This is a genomic window from Pseudonocardia humida (assembly GCF_023898865.1).
In the GTDB taxonomy this organism is placed as follows: Bacteria; Actinomycetota; Actinomycetes; order Mycobacteriales; family Pseudonocardiaceae; genus Pseudonocardia; species Pseudonocardia humida.
In genome coordinates this window covers 132,687-146,863 of sequence record NZ_JAGSOV010000023.1, presented here as the reverse complement: position 1 = coordinate 146,863, position 14,177 = coordinate 132,687, and the positions used below count along the sequence as shown (strand labels likewise).

Genomic DNA, 14,177 nt, shown 5'->3' with positions numbered 1-14,177 from the left:
CGTCCTCGTCAGGTCCGGTCGAGCTGGTCGGCGAGGTCGTCGAGGTCCCGGGCGCGCAGGTCGAACCGGTCGCCCGGAGCCGGTGGGTCGCCCACCGGGCGGGCGACGTAGGCGGTGCGCAGGCCGACGGCCTGCGCACCGCGCAGGTCCCAGGCGTGGGCGGCGACCATGAGCAGGCGCTCGGGCGGACGGGCGGCGACGCGCACGGCGAGCTCGTAGACCGCGGGGGCGGGCTTGTAGGTCCGGGCGGACTCGGCGGACAGGGCCTGGTGCCACCGCAGCCCGGCGTGCGCGTTGAGCCGGAGCAGGGCCGAGCGGTCGGCGTTGGACAGCCCGATGAGGGGGAATCGCTCGGCCAGCCGGGCCAGGCCGGTCCGGGAGTCGGGCCAGGGCGAGAGGCGCTGTCCCGCGGCGGCCAGGGCCGCCACCGCGTCGGGGTCGGCGATCCCGGCGCGGCCCGCGACGAGCTCGGCGGCTTCGCCGTCGATGACCTCGCTGGGCGCGAACGGGCGCTCACCGCGGACGATGCGCTGCTGCTCGCGCTCGACGTGGGCCTGCCACAGGGCGAGCAGCTCCGATACCGAGCCCTCGTCGCGGTGCGGGGCCGCGGCGCGGACCGCGGCCCGGATGCCGGCGGGCTCGTCGACCAGGGTGCCCAGGACGTCGAACACGACGGCGTCGATGCGCAGGGGCGGCATGTGGGGCGGTTCCTCCTCGCCGGCCGGGGTCTCCAGCCGTCCTCGACGGTTCATCGCGGGTCGCCGTCCGGTAGGGGGCGCCTGGGTCAGCTGATCCCGAACTCCCGCATCTTGCGGTAGAGGGTGTTGCGCCCGATGCCGAGGGCCTGCGCCGCCCGGCTGCGGTTGCCGCCCGCGGCGCGCAGCGCCTCGGCCACCGCCGCCCGCTCGGCGGACTCCAGCAGTCCCGGTGAGCGCCGGGAGGTGCGCAGCTCGTCGGGCAGGTCGTCGACCCGCACGGTGCCGCCCGCCGCCCGGCGGGCCAGCGCGACGACGGTGGTGCGCAGCTCGGCCAGGTTGCCGGGCCAGTGCCAGGTGCTGAACCGCTCCCACACCGCGGGCGCGAACCGGGTCGCCGACTCGGGGGCGGGCAGCTCGGCCAGCACCGCCCGCACCAGGCCGGGCAGCTGCTCGCGGTGCTGCGCCAGCGCGGGCAGCCCGACGGTGGTGGCGACCTGGCGCACCATCGCGAGCACGGCGTCGTCGGCGGCGGCGAGGTCGGCGGTGAGGGCGAGCGGGCTGCCCGCCGCGGCCAGTGCCTGCACCTGCGCGACCGACGGCGCCGGGGTCTCGTGGACCCGGCGGATCACCAGCCCGCGGCCCTCGGCCACGGCGGCGCGCGCGGCGGCGAACCAGTCGGGGTCCAGGTGCGGCTCGACGACCAGCGGGTCGTCGGCGTCCCGCCTGCGCAGGGTGCGCAGCGCCGTGCGGAGCTTCCCGGCGCCGCCGGGCCCGGTCACCGCGACGAGCTCGCGGTGGCGCACGGCCGCCTCCAGGAGGCGGGCGACGTCGGGGTGGAAGTGCAGCGGTTCGCGGGTCGGGACCGGCGCGACGGGGCCGGCGTCCAGCGCCGGGGGACCCTCCGGCCGCGGACCCGGCCGCTGGGGCAGCAGCCGCACGCAGTAGGCCGTGGCACCGGCGTCGAGGACCGGCTCGACCAGGGCGTCGTGCGGGCCGTCCGGCAGCGGCACCCGCATCCGCCGCGCCCGGCCCGGCCCGTGCTCCTGCAGGAACCGCCACAGCAGCGGGTGCAGCTCCGGGCCGGTGTGGACGAGCCCCGGCCGGTTGGCGAGCACGGTGCGCTCGTCGACGACGAGCACGGCGCCGCCGCCCCGGTCGGCGAGGAGGTAGGCCTGCACCAGGTGGCGGTGGCGGGCCCCGGCCTCCTCCAGGATCCGCGCCTCGATCTGGCGACCGATGTCGCCGGCCATCACCGTCATCAGCGGGTGGACGTCGCGCAGCGAGCAGGCCAGCGAGAACGTGCCGACCATCCGCCCGGTGTGCGGCTCGAAGACCGGGGTGCCCGCGCAGGTCAGGCCCTCCAGCCGGGAGTTGTAGTGCTCCGGGCCACGGACCAGCACCGGTCCGCGCTCGACGAGCACGGTGCCGATGCCGTTCGTGCCGATCGAGGGCTCGGAGTAGTCGAACCCCTCCGCGGCGCTGGCCCGGTCCATGACGTCGCGCTGGCTGCGGACGGCGACGTACCGCATCACGATGCGCCCGGTCGCGTCGGACAGCACCATGGCCACCGGCACCTCGGCGAAGCTGTCGGCGAGCCGGTCGAGCACCGGCCCCGCGGCGCGGCGCAGCACCGGCAGGACGTCGTCCGGATCGCGGTAGGCGATGAGCTCGGGGTCGACGGGGACCTCATCGCCCACGCACCGCCGCCAGCTCCGCTCGATGTGGCGCGGGACGCCGCTGCGCCCCGGCGGCTCGGCCAGCAGGCCGCCGTCGACGAGCGCCTCCCGGCTGCGGCGGGTGCGCTCGCGCTGGGCCGACGTCATCGTCGGCAGGTGCCGGATCTGGTCTCGACGCATCGTTGCCCCGTGGTCCGTCGCGGGCGGCGCCGACCCGCGGGTTCGCCGGCAGCGCCGCAGGCGCCCGCCCAATGTGCCTGATGGGGCCACCCGGCCGCCAGTGCCCGCCGTTCCAAATCGGAACAGCCGCGGGGGCGGATCGCTCGCCACAGTGATCCGCAAGTTGATCCGCACACAGCGGGAACGTTCGAGGAGGAACCGGATGACGACGGCGCCATCGACCCGTCCAGCGGGCACCTCGGCCGAGTCGGACGCGCTGCGCGCGCTCTACGCCGACTGGTCCGACATCATCGCGACCACACCCGAGCTGACCACGCGGCTGTTCCGCAGCATCTTCGACGAGTGGCACCAGGCCGCCCGCGAGCCGGAGGACGTGACCTACCGCGAGGAGACCGTCGGCGGCGTCCCCGGGATCTGGGCGCTGCCGATCGGCGCGGACACCTCGAAGGTGCTGCTCTACACCCACGGCGGGGGGTTCGCCGTCGGCTCGGCGTCGAGCCACCGCAAGCTGGCCGCGCACGTGGCCAAGGCGCTGGGCGTCACCGCGTTCGTGCTCGACTACCGCCGCGCCCCCGAGCACCCGCACCCGGCGCAGGTCGAGGACGGCGTCTCGGCGTTCGTCGCGCTCACCGAGCGGGGGATCGCGCCCGCCGACATCACCACGGCGGGCGACTCGGCGGGCGGCAACCTGGCCATCGCCATCCCGCTGGCGCTGCGCGAGCAGGGCAGGCCGCTGCCCGGCGGGGTGATCGCGTTCTCGCCGTGGCTGGACATGGAGAACGCGGGCGAGTCGCTCAAGACCAACGCCGCGACCGACGCCCTGGTCACCGAGGCCCTGCTGGAAGGCATGATCGCCGGCGTCCTCGCCGGTGGCGAGATCGACCCGAGGACACCGCTGGCCAACCCGCTCTACGCCGACTTCACCGGCTTCCCGCGGCTCTACGTCAACGCGGGCTCCGCGGAGACGCTGGTCGACAACGCCACCCGGGTCGCCGAGAAGGCCGCGGCGGCCGGCGTCGACGTCACGCTGTCGATCGCCGAGGGCATGCAGCACGTCTTCCCGTGCCTGGCCGGCACCGCGCCGGAGGCCGACGTGGAGATCGCCGAGATCGCGAAGTGGTACCGCGGCTGACCGGCCGGTCGACCCCACCCCCCAACCCGTCCCGGACATCGCAGGAGGACCCATGAGCGAGCTCGCGAGCGGATCACCCGACGCGGCGCGCACCCGCACCGCCGACGTCGACGCCATCATCGTCGGCGCCGGGTTCGGCGGCATCTACATGCTGCACAAGCTGCGCAACGAGCTCGGCCTGACGGTGCGGGCGTTCGAGAAGGGCGGCGGGGTCGGCGGCACCTGGTACTTCAACCGGTACCCCGGCGCGAAGTCCGACACCGAGGGCTTCGTCTACCGCTACTCCTTCGACCAGGACCTGCTGCAGGAGTGGGACTGGAGCACCCGCTACCTGGACCAGCCCGACGTGCTCGCCTACCTGGAGCACGTCGTCGAGCGCTTCGACCTGGGCCGCGACATCGCGCTGAACACCGAGGTGACCGGGGCCGCCTTCGACGAGGACACCGACCTGTGGCGGGTCACCACCAGCACCGGTGAGACGCTCACCAGCCGGTACCTGGTCAACGCGCTCGGGCTGCTGGCCAAGAGCAACGTCCCCGACATCCCCGGGCTGGACGACTTCGCGGGCGACCTGGTGCACACCAACGCCTGGCCGCAGGACCTGGACATCACCGGAAAGCGGGTCGGGGTGATCGGCACCGGCTCCACCGGCTGCCAGTTCATCGTGGCCGCCGCGCGGATGGCGGGGCACCTGACGGTCTTCCAGCGCTCGCCGCAGTACAGCGTGCCGTCCGGCAACCGCCCGGTGGACAAGGCCGAGGTCGAGCGGACCAAGGCCGACTTCGACGCGATCTGGGAGCAGGTCCGCGGCTCGGTCGTCGCGTTCGGGTTCCAGGAGAGCGACGTGCACGCGATGAGCGTCTCCGAGGACGAGCGCCGCCGGGTGTTCCAGGAGAACTGGGACAAGGGCAACGGCTTCCGGTTCATGTTCGGCACCTTCTGCGACATCGCCACCGACCCGGAGGCGAACGCGGCCGCGGCGGCGTTCATCCGCTCGAAGATCGCCGAGATCGTCGAGGACCCGGAGACCGCCCGCAAGCTCACCCCGACCGACCTCTACGCCAAGCGCCCGCTGTGCAACGAGGGCTACTACGAGACCTACAACCGGGACGACGTCGAGCTGGTCTCGATCAAGGAGAACCCGATCCAGAGGATCACCCCGGCCGGTGTGCGCACCGCCGACGGCGTCGAGCACGAGCTCGACGTGCTGGTCCTGGCGACCGGGTTCGACGCCGTCGACGGCAACTACCGGAGCATGGACCTGCGCGGTCGCGGCGGCCGCCACATCGACGAGCACTGGACCGAGGGCCCCACCAGCTACCTGGGCGTGTCGAAGTCCGGCTTCCCGAACATGTTCATGATCCTGGGGCCGAACGGCCCGTTCACCAACCTGCCGCCGAGCATCGAGGCGCAGGTCGAGTGGATCTCCGGGCTGATCGGGGAGGCCGAGCGGACCGGGGTGCGCACGGTCGAGCCCACCGCGGAGGCGGAGGCCGGGTGGACCACCACCTGCGAGGAGATCGCGAACGCGACGCTGTTCCCGCAGGCCGACTCGTGGATCTTCGGGGCGAACATCCCGGGCAAGAAGAACGCCGTGATGTTCTACATGGCCGGGCACGGCGCCTACCGCCAGAAGCTCGGCGAGGTCGCCGCGGCCGGCTACGAGGGCTTCGAGATGCGCGAGAACGAGACCGCCGGGGTCTGACCGGCCGTGGCCCCCGACCGGACCGGTCGGGGGCCACGCGCGCCGGGGTCAGGGCGGTGGGCGGCGGGCGGCGAGCACCTCGCGCAGCCACCCGAACGACCGCTTCGGCGTGCGGGTGCCGGTGTCGAAGTCGACGTGCACGAGGCCGAAGCGCTGGGTGAACCCGGCGGCCCACTCCCAGTTGTCCAGCAGCGACCAGACGTAGTAGCCCAGCACCCGCACGCCGGGTGCGCCCTCGGCGGCGGCCGCGATGTGCTCGGCGAGGTAGTCGATGCGCTCCCGGTCGTCGACCTCACCCGGCGCACCGCGCTCGCCGGTGGCCGGCGCGTCGGGGAAGCTGGCCCCGCCCTCGGTGACGACCACCGGCGGCAGCGCCGCGCCGTAGCGCTCGCCCATCTGGCGCAGCAGCACGCCGAGCTGGTCGGGCGCGACCGGCCAGCCGAACCCGGTCCGCCGGTACTGCGGCCACGGCGCCAGGTGGAAGGGCAACTCGTCCATGGCGGCCGACTCGCCGTCGGGGTTGGTCGCGCCCGCGGGCGGGGTGCCCGCCGCGATGCGGGTGGGGAAGTAGTAGTTGAGCCCGTAGAAGTCCAGCGGCTCGGCCATGACGGCGAGGTCGGCCCGGCGCGGCCGGGACAGCGCCCGCACGGCCAGCCCCAGCACGCCGGCGCCGAGCGGTACGCCGGTGCGCGGCCGAGCAGCACGGGATCGGCGAAGAGCCGGTTGTGCAGCACGTCGAACAGCGCGGCGTAAGCCCGGTCGCGCCGGGCCGGGGTGGCCGCGGAGACCGGCGAGTGCACGTTCGTGATGCCGATCCGGCCGCGCACCCGGGCCGCGCGCAGCGCGCGGACGGCCAGGCCGTGGCCCAGCAGCAGGTGGTACGCCGCGGGCACGGCGCGGGCCATGGCCGCCCGCCCGGGCGCGTGCACGTCGAGGGCGTAGCCCTGCAGGACGACGGTGGCGGGCTCGTTGACCGTGACCCAGGAGTCGACGCGGTCGCCGAAGGCGGCCCCGGCGAGCGCCGCGTAGTCGGCGAAGCGCAACGCGGTGTCCCGGCGCAGCCAGCCGCCGGCCGCCTCGAGCTCGGCCGGGGTGTCCCAGTGGAACAGCGTGACCATCGGCCGGATGCCCTCGGCCAGCAGCGCGTCGATCACGCGGTCGTAGTGGGCGACGGCGCGGGCGTTGGCGGGCCCGCGGCCGCCGGGCTGCAGGCGCGGCCACGACAGCGAGAACCGGTAGCCGTCGACGCCGAGGTCGCGCAGCAGCGCGACGTCGTCGGCCCACCGGCGGTAGGAGTCGGTGGCCACCCGGGCGTTCGAGCCGTCGACGACGGTGCCGGGGCGCGCGGCGAAGTCGTCCCAGACCGAGCGCCCGCGGCCGTCGGCCTCGGGGGCGCCCTCGATCTGGAACGCCGAGGTCGCCGCGCCGATGACGAACCCGGCGGGCAGGCTCGCGGCGAGCGCGGCGGGGGAGTGCGGCGGCCCGTTCACAGGAAGGCCTCGCCCTCGCCCCGGTAGGTCGGCACCTCGTCGACCAGCTCGCCGTCGGCCACCACCGCGAAGGCGTCGAGGTGCTCGCTCAGCTCGCCGGCCTTGGTGTGGCGCAACCACACCCGGTCGCCCACCGCCAGGGTGCGCGCCGCGGCCCCGGTGACCGGGGTCTGCACCTCGCCCGCCGCCTCCCGGCCCAGCATCCGAAGCCCTTCGGGCCACACGGGCTGGGGGAGTCGGTCCGCGCCGGGCGGTCCGGAGGCGACCCAGCCGCCGCCGAGCAGCGTCGCGGTGCCGGCGTCGGGGCGCCGGACCACGCTCAGCGCGAAGGCGGCCGCGGGTGCCGGGGTGAACCGGACGTACCCGTCGAACAGGTGGGGTCCGAACAGCCCCGAGCCCGCGGCGATCTCGGTGACCGAGGCGTCGGCCCGGGTCGACTCGATCGAGCCGGTGCCCCCGCCGTTGACGAACTCCAGCGGCGCGACCTCGCGGACCGCGGCCACCGCGGCGGCGCGCCGGTGCGCCAGCTCGGCGGCCGACGCGCGCTGCATGGCCCGGACGGCGGCGCGGCGGGGGCCGCGGTTGACCACGCCGGCGATCTGCGCCTCGTAGGCCATGACGCCGACCAGCCGGAAGCCGGGCCGGCGCGCGATCGCGGCGGCGACGGCGCGGGCCTGCCCGACGTCGTGCAGCGGCGAACGGCGGACGCCGACGTGGCCGAGCATCCGGTGCCGGTAGGAGGCGTCGAGCTCGAGGCACACCCGCACGGGTGCGGCGCGGCCGGTCGTCGGCACGACCGCGTCGACCAGGTCGAGTTGTGCGGGGTCGTCGACCATCAGCGTCACCCGCGCGGCCAGCAGCTCGTCGCGGGCGAGCCGCGCGATCGCCGCCCGGTCGACGCTCGGGTAGCCGACGACGACGTCGGTGTGCCCGCCGTGCGTCCCGTCCGGCGCGGCCAGCCAGAGGGCCTCGGGCAGCGTGTAGGCCAGGCCAGGATCCCCCGGTAGCCGGGCAGCTCGAGCACGGCGTCGAGCACCGAGCGCACCCGCACCGACTTGCTGGCCACCCGGATCGGGGTGCCCCGCGCGCGGTCGAGCAGGTCGAAGGCGTTGGCCGCGAGCGCCTCGGCGGCGAGGACGCCGAACGGGGTGTCCAGGGCCGCGGTCGCCGCGCTGAGGGTGGGCCACCAGGTCGCGGCGTCGCGCCACGGCGCCCCGGACGGCCGGACGAGCTTCACCGCACCGCCCGCACGGGCAGGACGGCGAGCGCGCCGAGGACCGCGATGACCGCCGACAGCACGAACAGGCCGGTGAACCCGGCCAGCGCCGCCACGATCCAGGCGCCCAGCAGCGGGCCGAGCGCCTGCGGGACGGCGGTGGCGATGTTCATGATGCCGAGGTCCTTGCCGCGGCTGGCCGCGTCGGGCAGCACCTGGGTGGCCAGCGCCTGGTCGACCGAGAGGAAGCTGCCGTACCCCAGCCCGAGCAGCCCCGCCCCGATCATGGCCGCGGTGAAGTCCGGGACCAGAGCGAGCAGCAGCGCGGCCGTGGCCTGCAGCAGCGAGGCGACGACCACGAACGCCTTGCGCCTGCCCAGCCGGTCGGAGAGCGCGCCGAGCCCGATCGAGGCGATGATCACGAACACCATGTACAGGAGCGTGAGCAGGATCAGGTCGCCCTCGGCGTCCGCGCGCTCCAGCCCGAACATGAGGAAGTACAGCAGCTGCGTGGTCCCCAGGGCGTTGCCCAGGTTGACCAGGATGCGCCCGAGCAGCGTCCAGCCGAAGTCCGGGTGGCGCCGCGGGCTGATCCAGAAGCCCGCGACGAGCGCCCGCAGGGTGAGCGGCGGGCGCTCGGCGCGGGGGAGCACCGCGTCGGGGGCGACCGCGAGGAAGGGCACCACCAGCACGACGAGCAGCACCGCGACCGCGATGTAGCCCGCCGCGGTGCCGAGGAAGACGGTGGTCACGAGGACCAGTCCCAGGATCGTGCCGATCGCCTGCGGCGCCGACAGCCACCCCGACACCAGCCCGCGCTGCTCCACGGGGACCTGGTCGGAGATCGTCGCGGTGAGCGCGGCCGTGGTGACGCAGAAGCCGACGAGCGCCACGCACCACCACACGCCGATGCCCACCAGCGAGGTCTGGAACCCGAGCAGCACCAGGCCCGCGGCGAACACGAGCGCGCCACCGAGGATCCAGGGCCGGCGGCGGCCGTAGCGCGAGACGGTGCGGTCGGACGCCGCGCCCGCCAGCGGGTAGGCGACGAGCGCGCACAGGCCCGCGATGCCGGAGATGACGCCGAACGCGACGACGCTGCCGACCCAGTCCGTGTCCGGCAGCGCCGCCTCGACCTGCAGCGGGAGCAGCAGCTGCACCGGGGTGAGCTGCGCCATCCAGATGCCGAGCCACGCGGTGGCGAAGGTCGCGATCCAGCCCGGGGTCACCCGGCGCGCGGGCTCGGTGAGGGGCGCCGGTGCGGTGCTCGGCTCAACCGTCATCGCGGCCCTCCGCCCCGGCGCGGGCGACGACGAAGCCGGCGAGCGCGTCGGCGGCGAGGTCGACCGCGCGCTCGGCCGCGGCGTCGTCGCGGTCGGCCAGCCAGGCGAGCGTGAGCCCGTCGGTGACCATCACCAGCAGCCGGGCCAGGTCGGCGGGCGGCACCCGCCAGTCGAACCCCAGCCGGCGCGCCCCCGCGACCAGCACGTCGAGCGCCGTCTCGCGGTAGCGCGCGTACTGCTCGCGGGGCAGGCCGTCGAGCCCCTCGGTGCGCAGCGCGTGCTGGGTCAGCTCGAACATCGCCTGCTCGCGCCCCGGGTCGGCGCGGACCTGGTCGAGGTAGCCCAGCAGGGCCAGCCGGATCGCCTCGCGGGGGTCGCGGGCGTGCGAGACCAGCGCGGCCAGCGCCGCCGCACGCTCCTCGGCGACGACCAGCGCGACGACGTCGCCCAGCAGCTCGTCGCGGGAGGCGACGGCGTAGTGGAAGCTGGCCAGCGGCATCCCGGCCTCGGCGACGATCGCCCTGGTCGAGGCGGCCGCGAGCCCGTCGCGGGAGGCGACGGCGAGTGCGGCGCGCGCGAGCGCCGCCCGGCGCTGTGTGGCGGGTATGCGGGGCACGGCATCCTCCTCCGTGAGGTTGGACGATCGTCCCAGACAGATGACCGGTTCCCGAGTCGCCGTGACGGCATTGCAACCGTCCGCGCCGCGTGTGCGAGCTCGTCCTGGCTGTGCCGTGCCGATCGGGACGGCTGCCGATGACGAGCCTCCGGTGGGGTGGGGGATACGGCGGTGATCGACTTCATCCGAACGGGTGGCGCTCAGCTCAGGGCTCAACCGGGTGATCGGTGGGGTCGTGCGCCGTAGGGTCCTGGTGCCGTGGTCGTCCGAGGGACGGGGTCCTGGGTGCACGAGGTGCTCGATCCGCACGACATCGCCGCGGCGGCGGCGGCCCTCGTCGCGGACCATCCGCTGGCCACGCTGGTCACGCCGCACGCGGGCACCATCCACGTGTCGCACCTGCCGCTGGTGATGTCGGCGCGGGCGGGCGGGCCATGGTCGTCGGGTACCTCGCGCGAGCCAACCCGCAGGTGGCGGCCCTCGCGGCCGGGGCGCCGTCCGTCGCGGTGTTCTCCGGCCAGCAGGCCTACCTGTCGTCGTCCTGGTACGCCGTCCGCGACATGGCGCCGACCTGGTGCTACCTCGCGGTCCACCTGCACGGGACGCCGACGCTGTCCCCCGACGACGCGCACACGCTGCGCTGCGTCCAGGCGCTCGTCGAGCACGCCGAGCGCGGACGTCCCGGCCGGTGGCCACCGGGAGCTCGGCGGCGACGGCATCCGGCGGCGCGTGGGACGGATCGTCGGGTTCGAGATGCCGGTGGCCACCGCCGAGATGCGGGCGATGCTGGGCGAGGGGGAGCGCTCGACGGACCTCACCGCGGCGATGGAGCGGCTGCGCGCCGACCATCCCGCGCTCGTGGCGGCGATCGCGGCGGCGAACGGCCTGCCGCGCCCTGCCCCACTACCCCGCGCGGTAGCGCCGGGCCGATCGCACGCCCCAGGCGAGGACGGCGAGCAGGAAGCCCGCGGTGGGGCCCCAGAACAGCAGCGGTGACGGCGCGGCGCCCGACTCGACCGCGAGTGTGGTCCACAGCGGGAGCAGCGCGAGGAACACCAGCGTGGCCCCGATGACGACGGCGACGTCGGTGGCGAGCATCCGGCGCAGCCGGGGGAGGCGCTCGGCGGTGAGCCAGTGCGACCGGTTCGGGAAGTTGAACGCGGTCAGCGGCCCGCGGAGGGCGAGCAGTACCAACCCGGCGCCGAGCACGAGCATCACCGCGCCGAGGACGGTCAGCGAGGTCACGGCCTCGGTGCGGGAGCCGACGCGGTCCACGGCGCCGCTCGCGTCGAAGTGCAGCGGGACGGCGTCCTCGGGCCAGCGCGCGGCCCCCCACGCGGTGGCCGCCGCGTACACGGCGGCGCCGCCGGCCAGGACCAACCAGGGACGCATCGGCCTCATCCGCTGCCGTCGTCGCCGCGTCGGCGTCAGGTGCCGCAGTAGGTGACGTGCGGGGGGCAGCCCGCGGGGGCGGGCTCGGCGTAGCGCTGCAGGCCGGGCCGCTCCTCGTACGGGCGCGAGACCGCGTCGAGCAGGCGGTGGAACGAGGTCGGGTCGCCCGCGGTGGCCTCGGTGAGCGCCTCCTCGACGAGGTGGTTGCGCGGGATGTACACGGGGTTGACCCGGTCCATCGCCGCGGCCACCGCGGCCCGGTCGGCCGGCAGCAGGGCCTCCCGGCGCGCGGCCCACGCGTCGAAGGGCTCGGGCTCGGTGAACAGCGACCGCGCGGTGCCGGCCGAGAGGGCCCGGAAGAACGCGGTGAAGTCGACGCGCTGGGCGCGCATCAGCTCCAGCAGGTCGTCGACCAGCTCCGGGTTCGGCGCGGTCAGCCCGAGCTTCGCGGCGCTGCCCTGCGCCCAGTGCCGGTGGTAGGACTCGGCGAACCCGGTCAGGACCGCCGTCGCGGCCTCCACCGCGGCGTCGGCCCCGTCGCCGGCCTCCTCGTCGATCAGGGGCAGCAGCGCCTCCCCGAGCCGGGCCAGGTTCCACTGGGCGATGCCGGGCTGGTTGCCGTAGGCGTAGCGGCCGGCGTGGTCGATGGAGCTGAATGCGGTGGCCGGGTCGAAGGCGTCGAGGAACGCGCAGGGGCCGTAGTCGATGGTCTCGCCGGAGATCGTGGTGTTGTCGGTGTTCATCACGCCGTGCACGAAGCCGACCAGCATCCAGCGGGCGACGAGCTCGGCCTGGGTGTCGACGACGCCGCGGTAGAGCTGCAGGTAGCGGTCGGGCGCCGCGGCGGCCGCGGGGTGGTGGCGGGCGATGGCGTGGTCGGCGAGCGCGCGCAGGACGTCGAGGTCGCCCGAGGCGGCGGCGTACTGGAAGGTGCCGACGCGCAGGTGGCTGGCGGCGACGCGGCAGAGCACCGCGCCGGGCAGCGGCCCCCACTCCCGGGGCACCTGCTCGCCGGTGGCGACGACCGAGAGCGCCCGGGTCGTCGGGATCCCGAGGTGGTGGTTGGCCTCGCCCATCAGGTATTCGCGCAGCATGGGGCCCAGCGCGGCCTTGCCGTCGCCACCGCGGGCGAACGGGGTGCGCCCGGACCCCTTCAGGTGCAGGTCGCGGCGCCGGCCGGCGGTGTCGAGCACCTCGCCCAGCAGCAGCGCGCGACCGTCGCCCAGGCGCGGCACGTAGCCGCCGAACTGGTGCCCGGCGTAGGCCTGCGCCGTCGGCGTGACCCCGTCCGGGAGGCCGTGCCCGACCAGCAGCGACACCCCGGCGGGCGCGCGCAGCGCCGCGGGGTCGGCGCCCAGCTCCACGGCCAGCTCCTCGTTGAGCACCACCAGCCGGGGCTCCGGCACCGGTGCGGCCGACCACGGGACCGACAGGCCCGGCACGTCCCGCGCGTAGGAGTCGTCGAACTCGAACAGCGTCTGCGCGACGGTCATGTCCCCAGGTTACGGACTGAACCGGACCCCGGCTGGGTGTCGAGCCCGGCGACCGGCCAGCGCCGGTGTCCTAGCGTGGCGGTATGGCCGCCCGCCCTGACAAGCACCGCCCGTCGTCGCTCGCGTTCGCCTCGCAGGCCGTGCACGCCGGGAACCGCGTCGACGAGGGCAGCGGCGCGATCCGCACGCCGCTGGTGATGGCCAACTCCTACGCCCTGCCCGAGGACCCGTCGACGATGAGCTGGTCGGGCACGGACGTCCCGCTCTACACCCGCAACTCCGGCGCGACCCAGCTCGCCCTGCAGGAGAAGCTCGCCGCGCTCGACGGCGGCGCGGACGCGGTGGCGCTGGCCAGCGGGGTGGCCGCGCTGCACGCGGTGTTCTTCACCTTCGTCGGCACCGGCGACCACGTGGTCGTGTCCGACGTCACCTACGAGGCCACCTGGCGGCTGTTCGCCGAGCTGCTGCCGAAGAAGTACGGCGTCGAGGTGAGCTTCGTCGACGCCGCCGACCCCGCCGCGGTGGCCGCGGCGGTGCGGGAGAACACCCGGCTGGTGCACGTCGAGACGATCGCGAACCCCACCACGAAGGTCGCCGACATCGCGGCGCTCGCGCGCGTCGCGCACGCGGGCGGGGCGCTGCTGTCGGTGGACTCCACCTTCACCCCGCCCCCGCTGTACCGGCCGCTGGCCGACGGGGCGGACCTGGTCGTGCACTCGCTGACGAAGTACATCAACGGGCACGGCGACGCGATGGGCGGCGCGGTCGTCGGCAGCCGGGAGCTCATCGGGCGGATCAGGTCGGAGGCGATGGTCGACGTCGGCGGGGTCATCTCGCCGTTCAACGCCTGGCTGATCCTGCGCGGCTCGATCACCCTGCCGCTGCGGCTGCGCCAGCACCTGGCCACGGCGCGGGAGCTGGCCGAGCTGCTCGACCGCGACCGGAGGATCGCCTTCGTCGCGCACCCCGCCCTGCCCTCGCACCCCCAGCACGACCTGGCCGCCCGGCAGTTCGGCGGCCGCGGGTTCGGCGCGGTGATCTCCTTCGCCGTGGACGGCGACCCCGCCGCCCAGAACCGGTTCGTCGCCGGGCTGCGCCTCATCACCTCAGCGGTCTCGCTCGGCCACGACGAGTCGCTCATCGTCCACGTCGGCACCGACGGCCCCCGGGTCGCCGCCTACCCGCCCGGGTTCCGCCGCTACGGCCACCTCCGCCTCTCCGTCGGATTGGAGGACGCCGCCGACCTCGCCGCCGACATCCGCGCCGCGCTAGACCACACCTTCGACGGGTGACGCG

10 protein-coding genes and 3 pseudogenes are annotated in these 14,177 nt (G+C 75.3%); 4 read left to right on the top strand and 9 right to left on the bottom strand.

From position 1 onward, the window contains the following. Positions 1–8 precede the first annotated feature (8 nt). Together KDL28_RS11370 and KDL28_RS11365 are read right to left on the bottom strand one after the other, a co-directional pair. Positions 9–698 (bottom strand): haloacid dehalogenase type II, encoded by a 690-nt coding sequence (locus KDL28_RS11370; protein ID WP_252437748.1) that lies wholly within the window; start codon positions 696–698, stop codon positions 9–11. Positions 699–784: 86 nt separating this feature from the next. Then, the gene (locus KDL28_RS11365; RefSeq protein ID WP_252437536.1) at positions 785–2,554 is read right to left on the bottom strand and encodes a sigma-54-dependent Fis family transcriptional regulator; all 1,770 of its coding nucleotides are present in this window, start codon (positions 2,552–2,554) and stop codon (positions 785–787) included. Positions 2,555–2,756: 202 nt separating this feature from the next. On the opposite strand from KDL28_RS11365, the gene KDL28_RS11360 reads away from it, so the two are divergent. Both KDL28_RS11360 and KDL28_RS11355 read left to right on the top strand, forming a co-directional pair. Then, complete coding sequence (locus tag KDL28_RS11360; protein ID WP_252437533.1) at positions 2,757–3,686, top strand: alpha/beta hydrolase; 930 nt, start codon at positions 2,757–2,759, stop codon at positions 3,684–3,686. Between the two features lie 52 nt (positions 3,687–3,738). Then, entirely contained in the window at positions 3,739–5,391 is a 1,653-nt protein-coding gene (locus tag KDL28_RS11355) for a flavin-containing monooxygenase (protein ID WP_252437530.1), read from the top strand. Between the two features lie 48 nt (positions 5,392–5,439). Here the strand turns inward: KDL28_RS11355 and KDL28_RS11350 are convergent, their stop codons facing one another. The 5 genes and pseudogenes from KDL28_RS11350 to KDL28_RS41455 form a co-directional block, all read right to left on the bottom strand. After that, positions 5,440–6,054: a family 1 glycosylhydrolase gene (locus KDL28_RS11350; protein ID WP_252437528.1), complete on the bottom strand. Its 615-nt coding sequence runs from the start codon at positions 6,052–6,054 to the stop codon at positions 5,440–5,442. A 74-nt stretch (positions 6,055–6,128) separates the two neighbouring features. Further along, a pseudogene (locus tag KDL28_RS11345) lies at positions 6,129–6,881 on the bottom strand (glycoside hydrolase family 1 protein); the annotation flags it as partial. Continuing rightward, positions 6,878–8,037: pseudogene (locus KDL28_RS11340) on the bottom strand (alanine racemase). The pseudogenes KDL28_RS11345 and KDL28_RS11340, both read right to left, overlap by 4 nt. A 77-nt stretch (positions 8,038–8,114) precedes the next feature. After that, positions 8,115–9,380, bottom strand: a complete 1,266-nt coding sequence (locus KDL28_RS11335; protein ID WP_252437525.1) for an MFS transporter — start codon at positions 9,378–9,380, stop codon at positions 8,115–8,117. Further along, the gene (locus tag KDL28_RS41455; RefSeq protein WP_252437522.1) at positions 9,370–9,996 is read right to left on the bottom strand and encodes a TetR/AcrR family transcriptional regulator; all 627 of its coding nucleotides are present in this window, start codon (positions 9,994–9,996) and stop codon (positions 9,370–9,372) included. The genes KDL28_RS11335 and KDL28_RS41455 overlap by 11 nt, the downstream gene beginning before the upstream one ends. 227 nt (positions 9,997–10,223) lie before the next feature. On the opposite strand from KDL28_RS41455, the pseudogene KDL28_RS42100 reads away from it, so the two are divergent. Further along, positions 10,224–10,676 (top strand): annotated as a pseudogene (locus tag KDL28_RS42100) (FMN-binding negative transcriptional regulator); the annotation flags it as partial. Between the two features lie 223 nt (positions 10,677–10,899). On the opposite strand, the gene KDL28_RS11325 reads toward KDL28_RS42100, so the two are convergent. Both KDL28_RS11325 and KDL28_RS11320 read right to left on the bottom strand, forming a co-directional pair. After that, entirely contained in the window at positions 10,900–11,388 is a 489-nt protein-coding gene (locus tag KDL28_RS11325) for a hypothetical protein (protein ID WP_252437519.1), read from the bottom strand. A gap of 35 nt (positions 11,389–11,423) precedes the next feature. Then, a complete protein-coding gene (locus KDL28_RS11320) occupies positions 11,424–12,881 on the bottom strand; it encodes a protein adenylyltransferase SelO (protein ID WP_252437516.1) in 1,458 nt (485 codons plus the stop codon). A gap of 83 nt (positions 12,882–12,964) precedes the next feature. On the opposite strand from KDL28_RS11320, the gene KDL28_RS11315 reads away from it, so the two are divergent. Beyond that, positions 12,965–14,173, top strand: coding sequence for a trans-sulfuration enzyme family protein (locus KDL28_RS11315; protein WP_252437514.1), 1,209 nt, complete (start codon positions 12,965–12,967; stop codon positions 14,171–14,173). Positions 14,174–14,177: the final 4 nt, after the last annotated feature.

What these genes read in the sequence shown, in the direction of transcription:
- KDL28_RS11360 (WP_252437533.1), top strand. Translation starts at nt 2,757, where the DNA reads ATGACGACGGCGCCATCGACCCGTCCAGCGGGCACCTCGGCCGAGTCG.
- KDL28_RS11315 (WP_252437514.1), top strand. Translation starts at nt 12,965, where the DNA reads ATGGCCGCCCGCCCTGACAAGCACCGCCCGTCGTCGCTCGCGTTCGCC.
- KDL28_RS11320 (WP_252437516.1), bottom strand. Translation starts at nt 12,881, where the DNA reads ATGACCGTCGCGCAGACGCTGTTCGAGTTCGACGACTCCTACGCGCGG.
- KDL28_RS11370 (WP_252437748.1), bottom strand. Translation starts at nt 698, where the DNA reads ATGCCGCCCCTGCGCATCGACGCCGTCGTGTTCGACGTCCTGGGCACC.
- KDL28_RS11355 (WP_252437530.1), top strand. Translation starts at nt 3,739, where the DNA reads ATGAGCGAGCTCGCGAGCGGATCACCCGACGCGGCGCGCACCCGCACC.
- KDL28_RS11325 (WP_252437519.1), bottom strand. Translation starts at nt 11,388, where the DNA reads ATGCGTCCCTGGTTGGTCCTGGCCGGCGGCGCCGCCGTGTACGCGGCG.
- KDL28_RS11365 (WP_252437536.1), bottom strand. Translation starts at nt 2,554, where the DNA reads ATGCGTCGAGACCAGATCCGGCACCTGCCGACGATGACGTCGGCCCAG.
- KDL28_RS11335 (WP_252437525.1), bottom strand. Translation starts at nt 9,380, where the DNA reads ATGACGGTTGAGCCGAGCACCGCACCGGCGCCCCTCACCGAGCCCGCG.